Origin of the sequence: Aquisalinus flavus (genome assembly GCF_014640095.1) — a bacterium.
Lineage (GTDB): Bacteria > Pseudomonadota > Alphaproteobacteria > Caulobacterales > Parvularculaceae > Aquisalinus > Aquisalinus flavus.
Genome location: NZ_BMGH01000001.1, coordinates 1,474,919 through 1,493,918, shown reverse-complemented (window position 1 = coordinate 1,493,918; position 19,000 = coordinate 1,474,919). Strand labels below are relative to the sequence as shown.

The window sequence follows — 19,000 nt, the reverse complement described above, 5'->3', positions numbered from 1 at the left end:
GGTGAAGGCGCTCTCCTCAGGCGTGCCGCTTCAGGTCCACGACAGTCTCGATTCAACCAGCCTTGAGGCGTTGCGCTATCTCGATGGCGGCGGGTGCGGGCCGCTCTGGATTCTGGCAAGGCTTCAAACTGCAGGCTATGGCCGCCGTGGCCGGGCCTGGCAGCAAGAGACCGGCAACCTCGCTGCCACGCTGGTCCTAAAGCCTGCCGGCACTCTGGCCGAGCAGCCGGCGGCGGCCGGCTTTGCCCTGTCTCTCGCCCTCGGGGCGGCACTCGAACAAGCGCGAGTGAAGCCGCGTGATATCCAGCTGAAATGGCCTAACGACGTTTTGCTGGCTGGCGGCAAGGTGTCAGGCATCCTGCTCGAACGGCACATGGTCCAAGGCGACGCCTTTCTCGCCATCGGTGTCGGTGTCAATCTGGTCCACAAGCCGGACCTGCCGGATTATCCGACCGCCGCGGTGAAGGACGCGACCAGCGAAGCGCCTGATCCGGAGGCATTTCTCGACACCCTCGATAAGGCCTTCCAGCACTGGCTTGGATTGCTGGAACGACAGGGCTTTGCTCCGTTGCGCGATGCCTGGCTGGAGCGCGCAGGCGGTCTTGGCCGCCAGATCACCGTGCGTTTGCCGAACGAAACGCTGCACGGCGTCTTCGAGGGACTTGACGAGACTGGCGCCCTCATTCTGCGTCAAGGGGAAGTGATCAGCCGCATCAACACTGGCGACGTGTTTTTCTGAGCGGCCTGTGCTAGCAACGCTCGGTACTGATCAGGCCACGGGCCGGGAGACAAGAAAAATGCTGCTCGCCATCGATGTCGGCAACACCAATACCGTGTTCGCGCTTTACCAAGGCGACAAACCGGTTGCCCAGTGGCGTGCCTCCACGGCGACGACACGAACTGCCGACGAATATGCCGTCTGGCTCTACCAGTTGATGGCGATGAGCAACTTCAAGATGGCGGAGGTGAAGGACTGCATCATTTCCACCGTGGTGCCGCAATCGCTGTTCCAACTGCGCAATCTGTCGCGGCGCCATTTCTCGGTCGAGCCCTATATCGTCGACTCAACCAATATTCCGGGTGTCGATGTCAGGATATCCAAACCATCCGAGGCTGGCGCAGATCGTCTCGTCAATGCTGTCGGGGCCCATGCAAGCTATAAGGGATCGCTGATCGTGGTCGATAGCGGCACGGCGACGACCTTCGATATCATTGCCGGGGATGGCGGGTTCGAGGGCGGCATCATCGCCCCCGGTATCAACCTGTCGATGCAGGCGCTGCACGATGCGGCAGCGCGGCTGCCGCGCATCGCGATCGAGAATCCGGGCAAAGTCGTCGGTACCGACACTGTCGGCGCCATGCAGTCGGGCATCTTTTGGGGCTATATCGGCCTTATCGAAGGCCTGATCGACCGGATCAAGAAGGAGCGCGGCGAGACCATGACTGTTGTCGCGACAGGCGGGATTTCCTCCCTGTTCGAGGGCGCGACTGACAAGATAGACCATTTCGACCCGGACCTGACGATCCGGGGACTGATCGAGATTTACAGGCGCGTGAAATCCGCTTGAACTGATTTAAAGGATTTAAATGGCTGAACGGAGCGAACTGATTTTCCTGCCCCTTGGCGGGTCGGGCGAAATCGGCATGAACATGAACCTCTACGCCGTGGGTCCGGCCCACAAGCGGCAATGGATCATGATCGATTGCGGTGTCACCTTTGCCGATGAGCGCGACCCGGGGATCGAGCTGATTTGCCCTGACCCGGATTACATCGTCAACGAGGTCACCCAGGGCGGGGGCGAGCTGCTCGGCCTTTTGCTGACCCATGGCCATGAGGACCATATCGGCGCGGTCGCGCTGCTGTGGCCGCGGCTGAAATGTCCAATCTACGCGACCCGGTTCACTGCCGGGCTCGTCGCCCGGAAGTTTGCCGAAAAGGGCATCATCGATCCGCCGATGACGATCCTCGACATGGGCGATTCGCTCGAGCTTGGCCCGTTCGACATGCGTTTTGTCACGCTTACCCATTCGATCCCCGAGCCGTCTGGCATCATTATCAGGACCGAGTTCGGCACGGTGCTGCATACCGGCGACTGGAAGATAGACACGGACCCGACGCTCGGGCCGGTTACCGACCACGAGACGCTGACACGCATCGGCGATGACGGCGTGCTCGCCATGATCTGCGATTCAACCAATGTCCTGTCTACCGGCGAATCCGGCTCGGAAATGGGCGTGCGCGAGAACCTGATCGAGCTGATCGGCAAGCAGAAGGGCAGGGTGGCGGTCACGACCTTTGCCTCGAACGTGTCCCGCCTCGTCTCGATCTGTGAAGCCGCACGGGAAAATGACCGCTCCGTCTGCCTGCTCGGCCGGTCGATGCTGCGCATGATCGATGTCGCGCGCGAGACGGATATCCTGCCGCCGGCGTTGAGCTTCGTGGAGCCCGACGCGGCCGGCTATCTGCCGCGCGACAAGGTGCTGTATCTGTGTACCGGGTCGCAGGGCGAGACCCGCGCGGCCCTTGCCCGCATCGCCCGCGACGATCATCGCGACCTCGTGCTGGAGGATGGCGATACCGTCATCTTTTCCTCCAAGATCATCCCCGGCAATGAGCGCGGTATCTTCGACCTGCAAAACCAGCTGGTCGAACTCGGCGTGCGCGTGATCACCGAAAAGGACGAACATATCCATGTCTCCGGTCATCCGTGCCGGGATGAACTGGAACAGATGTATAAATGGGTGCGTCCGCAAAAAGCCGTGCCTGTCCATGGCGAGGCGCGCCATCTGGAAGAACATGCAATCTTTGCCGCGGAGCTCGGCGTCGACGACACGCTGGCGCCGCGCAATGGCGAAGTTATCCGTCTGGCGCCTGGGCGCCTGGCCGTTATCGACGAAGTGCCTTCAGGCCGCCTGATGCTGGATGGCAACCTGCTGCTGCCGGAAGGCTCCGGCGCGGTGAAGGAAAGGCGCAAGCTGTCCTGGGGCGGGCAGGTGGTCATCGCCGCAGTTCTCGACCGGAATGGCCTTGTCGCGCCGCCGGAGGTCTCCATGATGGGCGTGCCGCTGGCCGATGCGGAGGGCGAGGAGATGCAGGCGCTTCTGGAGGACAAGGCCGAGGATGTCCTCGATGGCCTGCCGAAATCGCGGTTGAAGGATGACGGCGAGGTCGAGATGTCCCTGCGCCGCGCCATCCGGAATCTTCTCAATGATCGCTGGGGCAAGACTGCCCATATCAATGTACTGATTATCAGGGTTTAGGACATGAGCATTGCCGGTGGCATCGTCGTTTATCTGATCGTCTGGTGGACCGTGCTTTTCGCCGTGCTGCCCTGGGGCGTTCGCGGCCTGTGGGAAGATCCCGACAAGCCGCAGCCGCGCGGCGCGGAGCCGGGGGCGCCGCAAGATCCGCAGCTGCTCAAGAAGGTTATCCGCACGACGTGGATCAGCGCTATCGTTTGGCTGGTCGTCTTCGCGGTGATCCAGAGCGGAATCATTGATTACCGGGACTAAGGCTGTTATCCTGTTGAAGTCGGTAGGTTTTTACCTTCGACACCAGTTTTTGCCGCCATATCCACTATTCATCCTCACCCATGGGAGATGACGGGCATGAATGAGCCGTCCGCCATCGAAAACACACGTCCGGAGGAAACCGACATGCCACCGGGCACGCCGGATCATGAGCCTGATGAGCCTCGCCCGGAGGACGAAGGACATGATTTGAGTGCGGAGTTTATCCGTGAGGTCCGCGAGTCGATCGACGAGGGCGACGGGACTCATGTCCGTTCCCTCTGCGAGGAACTGCACCCCGCCGACGTTGCCGACCTTTTTGAACAGATCAGCGATGATCAGCGAAAGGCACTGGTTGGCATCCTCGGTCAGATGCTCGACCCGATCACGCTGGTTGAGGTCGACGAGGATGTGCGCGACCTGATCATTGAGGCGATGTCGACGGGCCAGCTGGCGGATGCGGTGTCCGAACTCGACACCGACGACGCGGCCTTCGTTCTCGAGGACATGGACGAGGAGGCCCGGCTGGAGGTTCTTGCCGAGGTGCCGGTTGCGGAACGTCTCGCGCTGTTGTCGGCGCTCGAGTATGAGGACGAGACTGCCGGTCGCCTGATGCAGCGGGAGGTCTTCGCCGCGCCTGCCTATTGGACCGTCGGGCAGATCATCGACCGGTTGCGCTCACCGGAGGAACTGCCGGAAACCTTTTACGAGGTTTTTGTCATCGACCCTGCTTTCAAGGTCATCGGCTCGGTGCCGCTGGCGCAATTCCTGCGCAATCCGCGTGAGACCGTCATTGGCGATCTCGTCGGAGAGCAGGAACTGCGCCGCATTCCGGCGGACATGGACCAGGAAGAGGTCGCCTACCTGTTCGAGAAATACAATCTCATCTCCGCGCCGGTGGTAGACAGGGGCGACAGGCTCGTTGGCATGATCACCGTCGACGACGTTGTCGAGATCGTTCACGAGGAAACCCACGAAGACATGCTGGCGCTCGCCGGTGTCGAGGCCGAACAGAGCGGTATCTCCGGCTCGCTGCGCGCGACCGTCTCCTCCCGATTTTCATGGCTGGCCGTAAACCTGTTCACGGCGATCCTTGCCTCGGTCGTGATTTCCTTCTTCGACGCGACGCTGGAACAGGTGGTCGCGGTTGCCATCCTCATGCCCATTGTCGCCTCCATGGGTGGTAATGCCGGCACACAGACGCTGACCGTTGCCGTCAGGAACCTTGCAACGCGCGAACTGACGGCGGCGAACGCCTTGCGCATCGTCGGACGGGAAACGCTGGTCGGACTGATCAATGGCTGTGCCTTCGCCGTACTGATGGGCTGTATATCCGGTGTATGGTACGGCACCATCGGTGGCGGCGGCGGCGCTGAGGCGGGGCTGGTGCTAGGCCTGGTGCTTGCCGCGGCGATGATCATCAACATGATCATGGCGGGTCTTTCCGGTATCCTCATCCCGCTGGTGCTTCAGCGGGTTGGTGCTGACCCGGCGGTCGCCTCTGCGGTTTTCGTTACCACGGTCACCGATATTGTCGGCTTCTTCGCTTTCCTCGGTCTTGCCGCTATCTTCATCGTCGGCTGACCGAGCCGCATGAAAAAAGCCCCGCCGGTCTGGCGGGGCCTTTTCGTTGTGCAAGTGTCCGTGCGAGCAGTCGGAAGGTATGCCCTTACATGATGTAGTCGGAACCACCGGGCGGGATCGAGGGTTGCGGGCCGAACCCGGTCCACGGGAACGTGCCGTAGCAGCCGACATCCGAAAGCCAGCCATAGCCCGTGCCGTCGGTATAGGGGTCCTGCGTGTACTGGCCCGGCTTGTATTCGCAGCGCTCGGCAACGACGATCGGCTGTTCCGGCACGATCGGGGTGACCGGTGTTTCCGGCAGGTCGACGCGCGGGATCAGCGGCTGCTCCGGCGGCAGCTCCGTGACCAGGACCGGCGGGATCTGCTCGACCAGGCACGGATTGGTGTCGGCAAAGGGATTGTCGACTGTGCCCGGGCCGGTATAAACGGTGCCGTCTTCACGCAGACACGGATTGTCCAGCGGCGTGTAGCGGTTGTCCGGCAACGGTTGGTTCTCTGTATAGAAGTCGGCGCTGTCCGGCTTGTCGAGACGGCGGTTCTCCGTGAAAAAACGGTCCGTATCCGGCTTGTCGATCGGCTTGTTCTCGGTGTAGTAGCGATCGCTGTCCGGCTTATCGATTGGTTTGGTCTCGGTGTAGTAGCGCTGGGTATCCGGCTTGTCGACCGGCTTGCCGTTTACAGTGTAGAAGGTCTCGGAGTCTTTCTTGTCGATACCGATCTGGCGGGCGGTCGTGTTGATCCCGGCGGTTGCGGATTGATTTTCTTCCCTCGCCTGATTGTCCTCCTTGGCCTGGTTGTCTTCCTTGGGCTGGCTCATGGTAGAGCCATTGGCTGCCGTGCGCTCGGCGTCAGCGCCCCGCAGTGGCGTGCGCGCGGCGGGCTTTTCCCCGCTCTCATCGGACTGAGAAATTGAACCTTCATTGGCGTTCCGCGTTTCGCCCGTGGCGATGCCGGTCTGCGATTGCCCGGCTGCATTCCCTTCGCCCGGCCCCTCGTCAGTGTCCCGTGATGTTGCCTCCTCGGTCTGTGCAATGTCACGCGCATTGGAAGCGGTCCTGGCTGGTGCCTCGTTCGCCTCTTCTTCGCGCGCGTCGCGAGCGTTTTCGCCAGTACCGGCGACGTCAGCCGTGTAAGGGTCCTCGCGGCCGTCACTTTCGGCATCGCTCAGCATGTCTTCCGCCGCACCGGCTGTCTGACGGAATTTTTCCTCGGCCTCTGCCAGGGTTTTGTCGGCCAGTTGCTCGATTTGCGACTGATCCCCGTCATCGCCGCCGTCCCGGGTCAGGGCATAGCCTGTAACCACAACGGCACCACCAAGCAGCAGGGCAGCCAGAAGATTGAAAAGTCCGTTCATACTCTCACCTTGTCAGCTGCCTTTAACCCACTGACGGGACGGAAGTGTCCCGGATTGGTGCAGCTGTCCTCCAGAAATGGAAAACTCTCTGGTAACCACACAAATCTGATGCCAGTTGAATGCTCCGCATGTGAGAAAAGCCCGGATTTTCGGAGTTTTGGAGTAAAACCAGACAGTTAAAGAGGGTTTCCGATTGCACAGAACCAACCGGGCAGAGCGCTGGTGCCCTGAGGACGAGTTCTGCAATCTCGGGACCAATGATCGAAAATTCCCCTGACCCGTCTCATAAAAACAACTTGGTAACCAACCTTAACGGGGGTTATAGTTTGGAGAAGTCGTGGATGTGCGAAGGACGGGATAGCTATGGCCAATAGTATCGGGGAGACTGGTCTGAATCTCATCAAGGCCTATGAGGGCCTGCGCATGTCTGCCCAGTATACACCGAGCCAGGAATGGTCGGTAGGTTACGGCCACCGCTCGACAGCGCGCCATGGCATGAGCGTGACCGAGGGGGATGCCATTCGTCTGTTGAAGGATGACGTCAAGCCGCTCGAACAGGTGATCAGCAGCACGGTGCGTGCGCCGCTGAACCAGAACGAGCACGACGCGCTGGTCTCGCTGATATTCAATATCGGCGAAGAGAATTTCAGGCGCTCGACAGTCCTGCGCAAACTGAATGCCGGCGACAAGCTGGGCGCGGCTGAAGCTATCGAGAAATGGACCAAGGCCAAGGTCAATGGCGAACTCGTCACCCTTGACGGCCTGGTTCGCCGCCGGGCTGCCGAGAAGTCGCTGTTCCTGATGCCGACGGATGCCTCGCTTGTCGTGCCGACCTCCGATGTCGCTCCGGCGCCGGAATGCGACGGTGCGCTTCTTTCCGATGAAGAACTGAAAGCCACGCCACTGGTCGATTTCGACGAATTCCGCGACCGCAGGTCCCAGGAACTGTCGGAGGAGGAGCAGGCGTCGCGGATCCGGGCATTGTTCGCCGCCTCGCAGAGCCTGTCCGGCGATCCGTCCAAGATGATCATCACCAAGGCGGAAGAGCGCGAAGATATCGGCGTTACCATCGGTGCCGCGCTCGCCGGCATTCTTGCTTTCACGCTGACCATTCTGGGCGCGGCCCTGATGCTCGGCCTGCGCTGGCCATCTGTTGCCCAGGCGCTCGGGCTTGGTCCGGACCGTCTGGCGCTTCTGCTCGACAACATGCCGGCCTGGCTCGCCGCCATCGGTGCGGCAATGTGCTACTTCATCCTTTATGTGCTTGTAAAACGGGCCGCACGCCACGACCTTAAAAAGCGTCGGGCGAAGGAAGTCGCCCGCGTAACCCTGCAGAGCTGACCGCGAACCATTGACCATTCATTTAAGAAAACTGTGCGTTGGTGCCGACAGCATCGACGATCTGTCCCGTTACGTAGATCGCATCGTTGCCCAGCGCCGCAAGGCAGGTGACGTGCCCTTGTATCAGCACACGACCCGAATGTGGCCCAAGAAAGAGGCTGACCTGCAAAAGGGCGGGTCCATTTACTGGATCATCAAGGGAATGATCTGCGTACGCCAGACCATTGCCGGGTTCGAGGAATATGTCTCTGCTGACGGCGTGCGTTATTGCCGGATCCTGCTCGAGCCGGACCTGATCCGGGTTGACCCGCGGCCGCATCGACCGTTTCAGGGCTGGCGCTATCTCAAAGCGGACGAGGCGCCGCGCGACCTCAGCGCCGACGAGCAGAAGATGGAGCCGGAACTGGCCCGGGATCTCGCGGAATTGGGGCTGATCTGACGCTTCAGACGTCCGTGACCTTCATATTGTCGATCAGTCGCGTCCGGCCAAGCATTGCGGCGACGAACACCCGGGCGTGCTCCTGGTCTTCAGGTGTCAGCTTGCCGGGGCCGAGCAGGGTCAGGTCCTTGCCAGATCGCGCCTCCAGATAATCTATCGTACTGAATCCGGCATGTTTCAGCAGGGCGTGACCGTCCTCAATCGAGCCGAGCACATCGCCGCCCTGGGCGATCTTGAGAGCTGTCTGGCGCAGCACCTTGTTGAGCTGCCCGGCGATCCGTCTCTCCACGGACGAAAGATAGGCGTTGCGGGACGACATGGCGAGGCCGTCTTCCTCGCGCACGATCGGCCCGCCGATAATCTCCGTACCGATATCGAGATCGGCATTGAGGCGGCGGATAATGAGCAGCTGCTGATAATCCTTCTCGCCGAAGATCGCGATGTCAGCCCGGACCTGATTGAGCAGTTTGGTGACGACCGTGGCGACGCCGCCAAAGAAATGCGGTCGGGACTGGCCGTCCAGTGGCTCCGACAGCCCTTCGATCCTGACCGATGTCGCGAAACCATCCGGGTACATTTCCGCTGGCTGGGGCAGGAAGACGAGATCGCATCCGGCATCGGCCAGCATTTTCAGGTCCTCGTCCTCCCGGCGCGGATAAGTGCCGAGATCTTCATGGGCAGCAAACTGTTTCGGATTGACGAAGATGGAAGCAACGCAGCGATCAGCCCGTTGCTTGCCGAGGCGAACAAGGGAAAGATGCCCATCATGCAGGGCGCCCATGGTCGGCACCAGGGCAATGGTTTCACCTCGGGCTCGCCACATCGCGATATGGGCGCGCAAGCCCGCTACCGTTTGCGTGCTGTCGGGGATAGAATCGTTCTCTACTTGCTCTGACATAGTCGTGTTCCGGGATTTTGAGACGAACCGCTGCGGCTGACGGATGATATAGATGAAGATGAACCGCTACCCAACCGCTATCGGCCCCGCTGTCATGCACCGGGCAGGGATGGTCATCATGATCGCGTCGGGTGTGGTCCTGACGGCCTGCGAGTCCTTCAGCGATGACCTGCCCGCGGCACCGGGCGAACCGGTCAGTGCATCGGTCAGCAAACCGTCGTTGCAGGGAACAGCGCGGTCGACGCCAGATCCGTATGGGCAAGATCCGTATGGGGAATCGGGCTCCTATACCGGTGAAACGGCGCCAGCAGCTGACCCTGCTCAGCGGTATGCGACGCAAGGCGGCACGGCGCCGGGGGTTCCCGCCGCGCCCTACACATCGACGCCGCGCTATGACAGCCAATATCCCGACTACTGGGAGAGTGTGCAGGAAGACAGCGCCAGCATCGATGATCTGCGCCGTGCCGAGCAAGATGGGCTGATCGTCACCGACGGGGCAGTGATGCCGTCCCGGCCGCGACAATATCCCGGCCAGACGCCCGCGAGTGCCGATCCCGGCTATGCCGATGCTGGGGCGACACCGCCAATGCCTCAGCGTGCTGCAACCGCCCAGCCGGTCACCGGATCGGCATATGGCGGCGAGCCGGAAATTCCCGAGGCCCCGGTTTCCACGCCGTCCTATGGCAGCCGCAATGCGTCGCCCCGGCGCGGCAGTGATGGGCTGCCTGTTTATGGCGAGACTCAAGCAGCCGCCACGCCGGAACGGCGCCCCGCGAGCAGTGAGGCAGCGAGGCCGACAGCTGGCGGGCTGTATGGTCTGCATCTCGCGTCCTATCGCGTCATCGATAACGCCTATTCGGGGTGGGATGTCCTGCTTGGCCGTAACACCGAGGAGCTTGGCCTGCTGGAGCCGCGAATTGCTGCGGCGGATATTCCCGGGCTCGGCCTGCACTACCGGCTCAAGGCCGGGCCGCTGGCCACGCGCGAGGAGGCAATATCGCTCTGCGAAAGGATCAAGTCTGGCGGCGACTATTGCGCCGTCATGGCGTTCGATGGCGATCCACTCTGACGATCCCCCCGCGAGTTACCTAAAATAACTTCCGGACTCGTGAATCAACGTAATCTGAATACCGTGCAGCGTTGCCTGCACTACAGTCGCGTCCAAGCCAGATCGGTACTCAATAATGTCCAACCCGTTCAGATCCGTGCCGGATTACACGCCCGAAGACAGGCCCGCCGGGTCCGAGAGCGAGGACTCCCGGATGGGTGCGGACCAGCAGGCCGAGACCCATGTGATTGTCATTGGCAATGAAAAGGGCGGCTCCGGAAAGACGACGGCGGCCATGCACCTCATCATATCGCTGATGAAGGCAGGGTATGAAGTTGGTGCGCTCGATCTCGATATCCGGCAGAAGAGCCTGTCTCGCTATCTGGAGAACCGGGTTAAATGGGGGATCCAGAACGAGGTAGACCACGCCGCGTTGCCTGTGCCGCTAATCCTGCCGCCACCCTTCAGCAAACTCGACAGCCGTGAGCAGGCTTATTCAGCCGAAACAAGGGGCTTCCAGGATATCCTGATGAAGTTTGCGCGCTGCGACTTCCTCGTGATCGACTGCCCGGGTGCCGATACCCATCTTTCCAGGCTGGCGCATGCCCATGCCGATACGATCGTCACGCCAATGAATGACAGTTTCGTCGACTTTGATCTGCTTGCCCGGATCGATAGCAATACGGGCGAGATCGAAGGGCCGAGCCTTTATGCCGAAATGGTCTGGGAAGCACGCCAGACCCGCGCCCGCGCAGGCATCATGGGCGGCATCGACTGGGTGGTGATGCGTAACCGGATGGGCGCGGTCAACGCCAATAACAAGAAGCGCGTCGGCAAGATGCTCGACCAGTTGTCGAAGCGGATCGGCTTCAGGCTGTCCAAGGGCTTCGGCGAACGGGTGATCTATCGCGAACTGTTCCCGATGGGCCTGACGCTGCTCGATCTTGGTGCCGATGGTGTGCCACGCTCCATGACATCGATGAGCCATGTGACCGCGCGGTTCGAGATCCGTACCTTTCTTGCCTCGCTCAACCTGCCGGACAAGCGCGGTCTGAAAAAGGTCGCCTGACAGCCTGAGACTGACTCCCCGAGCCCGAGCCGGACCTGGAAGATGTGATTTGGCGGGAACGGGCTTTACACGTGACCGTCACTGGTCCGATGATGATTGTCACGAAATCGAGGGTAGTCCGTGCTGGCCATATTGATCATCATCGCCGCCATATCCGGCATCTTCCTGTTGCCGCCGCGCTATACAGACCATTTTGGCATCAAATTGCCCCGTCCACGCCGGACGCAACGGCTTTATCAGGGTGTCTTCATTTTCGCCCTGATCCTTATCGCGTTGTATCTCAAGATCATTCCCTTTGCCTTGATCCTCGGTGTCATCGGCGTCGGCCTCATCATCATGGATCGTATCCGGGAAGCGCTGCTCGACAATGACGATCTACGTGAGGATACGAAGCCATCTCAGGGTGGCAGCCAGCAGACCGACTGGCGCCCGCGCAGCAGCGCCATGGAGCCGACCGAGGCCTATTCGGTCCTCGGCCTGAAAGAAGGGGCGAGCGTCGAAGAGGTTGATATCGCTTACAAACGCCTCATCGGCCAGCTGCATCCCGACCGTGGCGGTACGGATTATCTTGCGGCCAAGTTGAACGAAGCGCGCGATGTGCTGAAGAAAAGGCTTACGGGCAGCTAGATCGTTTCAGCATTCTGTGGAAACGCGGAAACGACCCAGACTCCTTGTTTGTCGCGTTTCCTGACGGTGAACCGGTTTCCACTTCACCGGGAAACGCTTTAGGCCGCCTGCATCACGCCGCCCAGTCGATCACGACCTTGCCGGACTGGCCGGAGCGCATGACGTCGAAACCCTTCTGGAACTCATCCGCCGTCACGTGATGGGTGATGATCGGCTTCAGATTGAGGCCGCTCTGGAGCAGGGCACCCATCTTGTACCAGGTCTCGAACATGCGCCGGCCATAAATGCCCTGGACCTGCAGACCCTTGAAGATGACCTTGTCCCAGTCGATGCCTGCTCCCTTGGGCAGAATGCCGAGCAGGGCGACATGACCGCCATGATTCATCGTGTCGAGCATGGACTGGAAAGCCGATGGCACGCCTGACATTTCAAGACCGACGTCGAAGCCCTCGGTCATGCCGAGTTCGGACATCACATCGCGCAGGTTTTCCTTGGCGACATTGACGGTTCGGGTTGCCCCCATGGTCTTTGCCAGACCGAGGCGATAGTCGTTCACGTCGGTGATGACGATATTCCGTGCGCCAACATGGGCTGCGACGGCGGCGGCCATGGCCCCGATGGGGCCGGCACCGGTGATCAGCACATCCTCGCCGACGAGATCATAGGTCAGGGCGGTATGCACGGCATTGCCGAAAGGATCGAGGATTGCGCCGAGATCATCCGTCACCGCATCGGGCAGCTTGTAGATATTGATCGCCGGCACCGAAATGTAATCGGCGAACGCCCCGGCCCGCGACACGCCGATACCGACGGTGTTGCGGCATAGGTGACGCTTGCCGGCGCGGCAATTGCGGCAATGGCCGCAGGTGATATGTCCTTCGGCAGAGACGCGGTCGCCGATGGAGAGGCCCTTCACCTCGGAGCCGAGCTCGACGATCTCGCCCATGAATTCATGGCCGACCGTCATCGGTACCGGAATGGTGTTCTGCGCCCATTCATCCCAGTTGTAGATGTGGATGTCTGTGCCGCAGATCGCGGCTTTTCTCACCTTGATCAGCACGTCATTGTGCCCGACCGTCGGCGCCTTGACCTCCTCCAGCCAGATGCCTTGCTCTGGCTTCGACTTGACGAGAGACTTCATGGATTGATCCTCAGATAACGCCGAGTTCCTTGCCGGCAGTGGTGAATGCGTCGATGGTGCGGTCGATCTGCTCTGGCGTATGGGCAGCAGAGATCTGCGTGCGGATGCGCGCCTTGCCCTTGGGCACGACCGGATAGAAAAACCCGGTGACATAGATGCCCAGTTCGAACAGCCGGTTGGCCATTTTCTGCGACAGGGCAGCGTCGTGCAGCATGACCGGAATGATCGGATGCTCGCCCGGCAGCAATTCGAACCCGGCGTCGGTCATCCCCGTACGGAACTGTCTAGCGTTCTCGAACAGCTGCCGGCGCAGGTCGGCGCCCTCGCGCACCAGCTCGATCGCCTTGATCGAGGCACCGACGAGAGACGGCGTCAGCGCGTTGGAGAACAGATAGGGGCGGGCGCGCTGGCGAAGCAGATCGATCACCGGCTGGGCTGCACAGATATAGCCGCCCATCGCACCGCCCAGCGCTTTGCCAAGCGTGCCGGTCAGGATATCGACCTTGTCCATGACGCCATGATGCTCCGGCGTGCCGCGGCCGCCTTCGCCCATGAAGCCGGTGGCGTGGCAGTCATCGACCATGACGAGGGCGTCGTATTTCTTGGCGATCTCGCACAGACGGTCGAGATTGGCGATGTAGCCGTCCATGGAAAAGACGCCATCGGTAACCACGAGCTTGGTGCGGGCGCCATCGGCATCGGCCTGTTTCAGCTGCGCTTCCAGGTCGTCTGCGTCGTTATTCCTGAAACGATAGCGGTTGGCCTTGCACAGGCGGACACCGTCGATGATCGAGGCATGGTTCAACTCGTCCGAGATGATCGCATCGTCAGCCGTCAGCAGCGGCTCGAACACGCCGCCATTGGCATCGAAGCAGGCGGCGAACAGGATCGAGTCGTCATAGCCAAGGAAGTCGGCGATCGTGTGCTCAAGTTCGCGGTGGATGTCCTGGGTGCCGCAGATGAACCGGACGGAGGCCATGCCGTAGCCGTATCTTTCTGCAGCATCATGGGCAGCACGGATCAGGGCCGGGTGGTCGGCAAGACCGAGGTAATTATTGGCGCAAAAATTGAGGACCCGCTTTTCCTGACCATCCTTCTTTACGGTGATCTCGGCCGACTGCGGTGAGGTGATTTCGCGCTCGATCTTGTAGAGGCCTTGATCCTCGATTTCCTTCAGCGTGTCGCTGATCCTGGATAGAAAGCTGTCCGACATTCTGGTCTCCTTTGGCGGGAATGTAGTGGGAATGGGCAGGTCGAACAATCTTTGCCCCACGCAAGGGAGGATCAAGCGGACAGAACGCCATAAAGTTGTGCGAAATCAGGTCTTTATGGCAGGAATTTGCTATTTCGTTTGACTGGTTGAAATAGTTAATTCAAATTAATGCCGGTTGAACAGGCGGGGTCATGGCTGCCTGTTCGTCCCGGTCATCCTGATCCGGGGGAGAGTATAGTGGGGTCTTAAATCATGATGAAGAAATTCAAATACGCTATCGCACCGCTGGCCGTCGCCGCTTTGCTGGCCGGATGCGAGAGCACCATGGAGCCAGCGCCAGGGGTTTCGGCGCCGTCCGTCGAGGCGGAGCGCATGTCGGAGCTGGAACGCCAGAATTCTGCCCTGCGCCAGCAGAATGCCAGCCTTCAAACATCTCTTGAAACGCAGTCAAGCCTGTCGACGAGCGACAATACCGGCACCTACGCCGATTTGCCCCCGGCAAAACCCGGCGAATGCTATGCCCGCATCCTGATCCCGGCCGAGTATGAAGCCTATTCCGACCGGTTGCTCGCCCAGGAGGCTTCCGAGCGGGTCGAAATCATCCCGGCTCAATATGAGTGGGCGGAAGAGCGGGTTGTCGTCAGCGAGGGTGGCGAGCGTATCGAAGTCATGCCAGCGACCTATCGCATGGTCACCGAGACGGTCGTCGTCGAACCGGCGCGCGTCGAACTGACAACGATCCCGGCCCGATACGAGACCCGTACCGAGCGCGTTCTCGTGCGCGAGGGCTATACCAAATGGGTTCAGGGGCAGGGTATTATCGGCCAGTCCATGCATGGTGGTACGGTTACCGATGTTCGCGGCACACCGACAGGCGAGATCATGTGCCTGATCGAGGTTCCGGCTGAGTACAACACCATCGAGAAACAGGTGCTGGTCTCTCCGGCGCGAACCGAGCAGGTTCAGATCCCGGCCGTGACCCGCACCGTGACCAAACGCGTCGTGGACACGCCGGCAACAACCCGTGTCGTGCCGATCCCGCCGACCTACGACACAGTTCGTGTCCGTCGCGAAGTCGCCCCGGCATCGGAACGCCGTATTCCGGTTCCCGCGACCTACAAGACCGTGACCAAGCAGCGTAAGGTCAGCGACGAGAAGCTCGTCTGGCGTGAGGTGCTGTGTGAGACAAATACAACACCGGACGTAATTCGTCGCGTTCAGAGCGCCTTGCGCCGCGAAGGCTACGATGTTGCCGTTGACGGTGTTCTCGGGCCGGGTACGATGAACGCGATCGAAGCCTATCAGCGGCGCGAAAATTTGGGCACAGGGGGGCTGACTATGGCGACTGTGCGTAGCCTCGGCGTAATGTAGAAAAACGCCGGCCAAGGCCATCAGAGGGAAAAAACGGCCGGCATAGCGTCCGGCCGTTTTTTTTGCTATCTGGACGAGGCGGCGAAAAACGGGATTGCGATTTGCGGGTGGCTTCTGTATCAGAAGCTTTCCCTGTGCCGGGACCGATAGGGGTATAGCTCAGCTGGTAGAGCATCGGTCTCCAAAACCGAGGGTCGCGGGTTCGAATCCTGCTGCCCCTGCCATTTTCGGCAATTCGGCCCGGCAAGAGAAAACCTCCCGAAAAACTATTTGTCTTACAGCGAGTTAGGGTTACGCTTGCAAAAAATGACAAGCGCTAACAGGCGCATCCGGGAGGTAATGACATGTCTGAAACGGAAAAGCCCGTCAACGGTGGCTCGCGCCCCGATAACTCGGCCTATTGGCGAGCGACCCTGACGCTCACGCTGTCCCTGCTGGCGATCTGGTTCATCGTTTCGTTCGGCGCTGGCATCCTGTTTCGCGATTTTCTCGATCGATTCTCTATCGGCGGCGCACCGCTCGGCTTCTGGTTCGCACAGCAGGGAGCGATCTATGTCTTCGTTGTACTGATCTTCATCTATTGCATCGGCATGAACCGCATTTCGCGCAAATACGGCATCAAGGGATAGAGCCATGGATCAGACATTCTGGAGCTATCTCTTCGTCGGGCTTTCATTCGCCCTGTATGTCGGTATCGCGATCTGGGCCCGGGCAGGATCGACCAATGAGTTTTATGTCGCAGGGCATGATGTCCATCCCACGCTGAATGGCATGGCGACTGCGGCGGACTGGATGTCGGCGGCTTCGTTCCTGTCGATGGCGGGGCTGATTGCCTTTCTCGGCTATGGCGGATCGGTCTATCTGATGGGCTGGACCGGCGGCTATGTGCTGCTGGCCATGCTGCTGGCACCTTACTTGCGCGAATTCGGCAAGTTCACCGTGCCGGATTTTGTCGGCGACCGGTATTACTCGACCTTCGCCCGTGTCGTTGCCGTCGTCTGTGCGTTGTTCGTCTCCTTCACGTATATAGCGGGGCAGATGAAGGGCGTCGGCGTTGCCTTTTCCGGCTTCCTCGGCATTCCGTTCGAATGGGGCATCGTCATCGGCATGGTCGTCGTTTTCTTCTATGCCGTGCTCGGTGGCATGAAGGGCGTTACCTATACCCAGGTCGCCCAGTACTGTGTCATGATCTTCGCCTATACGGTCCCCGCAATCTTCATCTCCCTGACGATCACCGGCAATGCGTTCCCGCAGCTCGGGTTTATCTCGGATGTGCGCGGCGAGGATATCTCGATGCTGGCGAAACTCAACGGCGTACTTACCGATCTCGGTTTTGCCGAATATACCTCGACCAACAAGACGATGATCGACATCTTCTGCATCACCGCGGCGCTGATGTTTGGTACCGCCGGCCTGCCGCATGTGATCGTGCGGTTCTTCACTGTCAAGAGTGCCAAGGCCGCGCGCATTTCCGCCGGCTGGGCGCTCCTGTTCATCGCTCTTCTCTACACGACGGCCCCGGCGGTCGGCGCCTTTGCCCGGCTGAATTTCATCGATACCGTCAACGAGGCGACCTATGTCGGCGAGGAAGACTACGCGGCGCGCACAGTGGCGATCGAGGCCGATGGCGGCAAGGTCGTGCCTGAATGGTTCAAGCATTGGGAGCCGACGGGGCTTGTTTCCTTTGAAGACAAGAACGGAGACGGCCGCATGCAGATCCGCGGGCCTGATGCACCGGACGGGCTGGAGAACGAAGTCGTCGCCAATAACGACATCTTCGTGCTGGCTAATCCGGAAATTGCCCGTCTGCCAGGCTGGGTCATTGGCCTTGTCGTCGCCGGCGGCATGGCGGCAGCGCTGTCCACGGCGGCAGGCCTGCTGATGGTCATCTCCTCCGCCGTCAGTCACGACCTTTGCCGGCGCACCCTGTTCAAGGGGATGAGCGACACGACCGAACTCAGGATCGCCCGTGTCGCGGCTGCCGGGGCCGTGTTCGCCGCTGGCCTTGTCGGGCTCTTCGCCGACAGGCTCGGCTTCGTCGCGCAGGTGGTCGCCTTCGCCTTCGGGCTGGCAGCGGCCTCGCTGTTTCCTGTCATCTTCCTCGGCATCTTCTGGAAGCGCATGAACAGGGAAGGCGCTATCGTCGCCATGCTGACAGGTCTAATCACCACGTTCGGCTATATCTATTTCTTCAAGTTCGGTGGCGGCACCCCGGACCAGTACCTGTTCGGCATCTCGCCGGAGGGGATTGGCTTCCTGTTCATGTGGCTGGCGCTGATCGCGGGGATTGTCACGGCTCTTCTGACGCCGGCACCGTCGCAGGAAATCCAGGACCTGGTCGAGGATATCCGTGTGCCTGGCAGCCGCACGATGCATGGCCTCGGTGACGAGGCCATGCCGCCCGGTTAAGGGGCGGGTGAGCGGAATGCGCTTGACAGATCGTTTGAGATGACCGATTGAAGCGCATCTCCCAAAAGGAAAGATCGGCCAAAACCCTTGTAAGGGCACTATCAAACCGTATCTTTCAATGACGCAACGCTGGACAGGAAACATGGCCAAGAAACCAGGCAAATCGACCAAGTCGTCATCAGGCAAATCCAACAGGGGCCGCGAACGCGATCCGGATATCAAGGTGACGCAGGAAAACGCGCCCAAGAAAAAGTCCGTCGGTCCGGTCCAGTTCTGGAATCAGGTCATCAGCGAAGGCAAGAAGGTCACCTGGACCTCTCGCAACGAGACGTTTGCCTCAACGATCATGGTGCTGATCATGGTCGTGATCATGTCGCTGTTCTTCCTGCTGGTCGATCAGCTGCTGCGCATCGTCGTCCAGTTCATTCTCGGCCTCTAACCAATAGTCAGGATCAAGCCCGTGGCACATAAATGGTACATCGTTCACGCCTATTCGAACTTCGAGAAGAAGGTCGCTGAGTCAATCAAGATGTCGGCTGCCGAGAAGGGGCTGGAGCAGTATATCGAGGAAGTCCTGGTGCCGACCGAGGAAGTGGTCGAAGTGCGCCGGGGCCGCAAGATCAATACCGAGCGCCGCTATTTCCCCGGCTATGTCCTGGTCAAGATGGTCCTCAATGATGACACCTATCACCTCGTCAATGACACGCCGAAAGTCACCGGCTTTCTCGGCACCGGAAAGAAACCGCTGCCGGTCAGCCAGAAGGAAGTCGACCGGATCCTCGGCGTCATGGAAGAGGGTGTCGAGCGTCCGCGTCCGACGATCCTGTTCGAGGTCGGCGAGAATGTCCGCGTCACCGACGGCCCGTTCGCGTCCTTCTCCGGCGTCGTCGAGGAAGTCGACGAGGACAATGCCCGCCTGAAGGTCGCCGTTTCGATCTTCGGCCGCGCCACCCCGGTCGAGCTGGAATACGCCCAGGTCGAAAAGGGCAGTTGATC

Annotated in this window: 19 protein-coding genes and 1 tRNA gene; 16 read left to right on the top strand and 4 right to left on the bottom strand. The window is 60.4% G+C overall.

The genetic code is table 11. From position 1 onward, the window contains the following. The first annotated feature begins 1 nt into the window (after position 1). The 5 genes from IEV88_RS06920 to mgtE all read left to right on the top strand — a co-directional run bounded on the left by IEV88_RS06920 (position 2) and on the right by mgtE (position 5,094). Positions 2 to 739, top strand: coding sequence for a biotin--[acetyl-CoA-carboxylase] ligase (locus tag IEV88_RS06920; protein ID WP_188159138.1), 738 nt, complete (start codon positions 2 to 4; stop codon positions 737 to 739). A 58-nt stretch (positions 740 to 797) separates the two neighbouring features. Further along, positions 798 to 1,568: a type III pantothenate kinase gene (locus IEV88_RS06915; RefSeq protein WP_188159139.1), complete on the top strand. Its 771-nt coding sequence runs from the start codon at positions 798 to 800 to the stop codon at positions 1,566 to 1,568. Positions 1,569 to 1,587: 19 nt separating this feature from the next. After that, positions 1,588 to 3,261 (top strand): ribonuclease J, encoded by a 1,674-nt coding sequence (locus tag IEV88_RS06910; protein WP_206711262.1) that lies wholly within the window; start codon positions 1,588 to 1,590, stop codon positions 3,259 to 3,261. A 3-nt stretch (positions 3,262 to 3,264) separates the two neighbouring features. After that, on the top strand, positions 3,265 to 3,513 hold the full coding sequence (locus IEV88_RS06905; RefSeq protein WP_188159140.1) for a DUF1467 family protein: 249 nt from the start codon (positions 3,265 to 3,267) through the stop codon (positions 3,511 to 3,513). Positions 3,514 to 3,609: 96 nt separating this feature from the next. Further along, the gene (mgtE, locus tag IEV88_RS06900; protein WP_229731430.1) at positions 3,610 to 5,094 is read left to right on the top strand and encodes a magnesium transporter; all 1,485 of its coding nucleotides are present in this window, start codon (positions 3,610 to 3,612) and stop codon (positions 5,092 to 5,094) included. Between the two features lie 85 nt (positions 5,095 to 5,179). Here mgtE and IEV88_RS06895 read toward each other — a convergent pair whose 3' ends face one another. After that, on the bottom strand, positions 5,180 to 6,448 hold the full coding sequence (locus tag IEV88_RS06895) for a hypothetical protein (protein WP_188159141.1): 1,269 nt from the start codon (positions 6,446 to 6,448) through the stop codon (positions 5,180 to 5,182). Between the two features lie 363 nt (positions 6,449 to 6,811). Here IEV88_RS06895 and IEV88_RS06890 point away from each other — a divergent pair, with 363 nt between their 5' ends. Next, on the top strand, positions 6,812 to 7,789 hold the full coding sequence (locus tag IEV88_RS06890) for a lysozyme (RefSeq protein ID WP_188159142.1): 978 nt from the start codon (positions 6,812 to 6,814) through the stop codon (positions 7,787 to 7,789). 10 nt (positions 7,790 to 7,799) lie between these two features. After that, a complete protein-coding gene (locus IEV88_RS06885; protein WP_188159143.1) occupies positions 7,800 to 8,228 on the top strand; it encodes a DUF1489 family protein in 429 nt (142 codons plus the stop codon). A gap of 4 nt (positions 8,229 to 8,232) precedes the next feature. Here IEV88_RS06885 and panC read toward each other — a convergent pair whose 3' ends face one another. After that, positions 8,233 to 9,126: a pantoate--beta-alanine ligase gene (panC, locus tag IEV88_RS06880; RefSeq protein WP_188159144.1), complete on the bottom strand. Its 894-nt coding sequence runs from the start codon at positions 9,124 to 9,126 to the stop codon at positions 8,233 to 8,235. A 58-nt stretch (positions 9,127 to 9,184) separates the two neighbouring features. On the opposite strand from panC, the gene IEV88_RS06875 reads away from it, so the two are divergent. From IEV88_RS06875 to IEV88_RS15235, 3 genes are all read left to right on the top strand, one after another. Then, the gene (locus IEV88_RS06875) at positions 9,185 to 10,195 is read left to right on the top strand and encodes an SPOR domain-containing protein (RefSeq protein WP_188159145.1); all 1,011 of its coding nucleotides are present in this window, start codon (positions 9,185 to 9,187) and stop codon (positions 10,193 to 10,195) included. A gap of 193 nt (positions 10,196 to 10,388) precedes the next feature. Beyond that, positions 10,389 to 11,243, top strand: a complete 855-nt coding sequence (locus IEV88_RS06870; RefSeq protein ID WP_188159261.1) for a division plane positioning ATPase MipZ — start codon at positions 10,389 to 10,391, stop codon at positions 11,241 to 11,243. A 120-nt stretch (positions 11,244 to 11,363) separates the two neighbouring features. Further along, complete coding sequence (locus tag IEV88_RS15235) at positions 11,364 to 11,870, top strand: J domain-containing protein (RefSeq protein ID WP_206711263.1); 507 nt, start codon at positions 11,364 to 11,366, stop codon at positions 11,868 to 11,870. A gap of 112 nt (positions 11,871 to 11,982) precedes the next feature. Here the strand turns inward: IEV88_RS15235 and tdh are convergent, their stop codons facing one another. Further along, positions 11,983 to 13,011, bottom strand: a complete 1,029-nt coding sequence (gene tdh, locus IEV88_RS06860; protein WP_188159146.1) for an L-threonine 3-dehydrogenase — start codon at positions 13,009 to 13,011, stop codon at positions 11,983 to 11,985. Positions 13,012 to 13,021: 10 nt separating this feature from the next. After that, positions 13,022 to 14,224, bottom strand: coding sequence for a glycine C-acetyltransferase (locus tag IEV88_RS06855; RefSeq protein ID WP_188159147.1), 1,203 nt, complete (start codon positions 14,222 to 14,224; stop codon positions 13,022 to 13,024). A 252-nt stretch (positions 14,225 to 14,476) separates the two neighbouring features. Here IEV88_RS06855 and IEV88_RS06850 point away from each other — a divergent pair, with 252 nt between their 5' ends. The 6 genes from IEV88_RS06850 to nusG all read left to right on the top strand — a co-directional run bounded on the left by IEV88_RS06850 (position 14,477) and on the right by nusG (position 18,998). Then, positions 14,477 to 15,595 (top strand): peptidoglycan-binding domain-containing protein, encoded by a 1,119-nt coding sequence (locus tag IEV88_RS06850; RefSeq protein WP_188159148.1) that lies wholly within the window; start codon positions 14,477 to 14,479, stop codon positions 15,593 to 15,595. Between the two features lie 148 nt (positions 15,596 to 15,743). Beyond that, positions 15,744 to 15,819 (top strand) — tRNA-Trp (locus IEV88_RS06845). A gap of 120 nt (positions 15,820 to 15,939) precedes the next feature. Beyond that, positions 15,940 to 16,224: a DUF4212 domain-containing protein gene (locus tag IEV88_RS06840; protein ID WP_188159149.1), complete on the top strand. Its 285-nt coding sequence runs from the start codon at positions 15,940 to 15,942 to the stop codon at positions 16,222 to 16,224. A gap of 4 nt (positions 16,225 to 16,228) precedes the next feature. Next, entirely contained in the window at positions 16,229 to 18,004 is a 1,776-nt protein-coding gene (locus IEV88_RS06835; protein WP_188159150.1) for a sodium:solute symporter family protein, read from the top strand. A 142-nt stretch (positions 18,005 to 18,146) separates the two neighbouring features. Then, the gene (gene secE / locus IEV88_RS06830; protein ID WP_188159151.1) at positions 18,147 to 18,443 is read left to right on the top strand and encodes a preprotein translocase subunit SecE; all 297 of its coding nucleotides are present in this window, start codon (positions 18,147 to 18,149) and stop codon (positions 18,441 to 18,443) included. A gap of 21 nt (positions 18,444 to 18,464) precedes the next feature. After that, positions 18,465 to 18,998: a transcription termination/antitermination protein NusG gene (nusG, locus tag IEV88_RS06825; protein WP_188159152.1), complete on the top strand. Its 534-nt coding sequence runs from the start codon at positions 18,465 to 18,467 to the stop codon at positions 18,996 to 18,998. Positions 18,999 to 19,000: the final 2 nt, after the last annotated feature.

What these genes read in the sequence shown, in the direction of transcription:
- IEV88_RS06840 (WP_188159149.1), top strand. Translation starts at nt 15,940, where the DNA reads ATGTCTGAAACGGAAAAGCCCGTCAACGGTGGCTCGCGCCCCGATAAC.
- IEV88_RS06890 (WP_188159142.1), top strand. Translation starts at nt 6,812, where the DNA reads ATGGCCAATAGTATCGGGGAGACTGGTCTGAATCTCATCAAGGCCTAT.
- IEV88_RS06905 (WP_188159140.1), top strand. Translation starts at nt 3,265, where the DNA reads ATGAGCATTGCCGGTGGCATCGTCGTTTATCTGATCGTCTGGTGGACC.
- IEV88_RS06875 (WP_188159145.1), top strand. Translation starts at nt 9,185, where the DNA reads ATGAACCGCTACCCAACCGCTATCGGCCCCGCTGTCATGCACCGGGCA.
- IEV88_RS06895 (WP_188159141.1), bottom strand. Translation starts at nt 6,448, where the DNA reads ATGAACGGACTTTTCAATCTTCTGGCTGCCCTGCTGCTTGGTGGTGCC.
- IEV88_RS06850 (WP_188159148.1), top strand. Translation starts at nt 14,477, where the DNA reads ATGATGAAGAAATTCAAATACGCTATCGCACCGCTGGCCGTCGCCGCT.
- IEV88_RS06855 (WP_188159147.1), bottom strand. Translation starts at nt 14,224, where the DNA reads ATGTCGGACAGCTTTCTATCCAGGATCAGCGACACGCTGAAGGAAATC.
- tdh (WP_188159146.1), bottom strand. Translation starts at nt 13,011, where the DNA reads ATGAAGTCTCTCGTCAAGTCGAAGCCAGAGCAAGGCATCTGGCTGGAG.
- secE (WP_188159151.1), top strand. Translation starts at nt 18,147, where the DNA reads ATGGCCAAGAAACCAGGCAAATCGACCAAGTCGTCATCAGGCAAATCC.
- IEV88_RS06835 (WP_188159150.1), top strand. Translation starts at nt 16,229, where the DNA reads ATGGATCAGACATTCTGGAGCTATCTCTTCGTCGGGCTTTCATTCGCC.
- panC (WP_188159144.1), bottom strand. Translation starts at nt 9,126, where the DNA reads ATGTCAGAGCAAGTAGAGAACGATTCTATCCCCGACAGCACGCAAACG.
- IEV88_RS06910 (WP_206711262.1), top strand. Translation starts at nt 1,588, where the DNA reads ATGGCTGAACGGAGCGAACTGATTTTCCTGCCCCTTGGCGGGTCGGGC.
- IEV88_RS06915 (WP_188159139.1), top strand. Translation starts at nt 798, where the DNA reads ATGCTGCTCGCCATCGATGTCGGCAACACCAATACCGTGTTCGCGCTT.
- IEV88_RS06870 (WP_188159261.1), top strand. Translation starts at nt 10,389, where the DNA reads ATGGGTGCGGACCAGCAGGCCGAGACCCATGTGATTGTCATTGGCAAT.
- mgtE (WP_229731430.1), top strand. Translation starts at nt 3,610, where the DNA reads ATGAATGAGCCGTCCGCCATCGAAAACACACGTCCGGAGGAAACCGAC.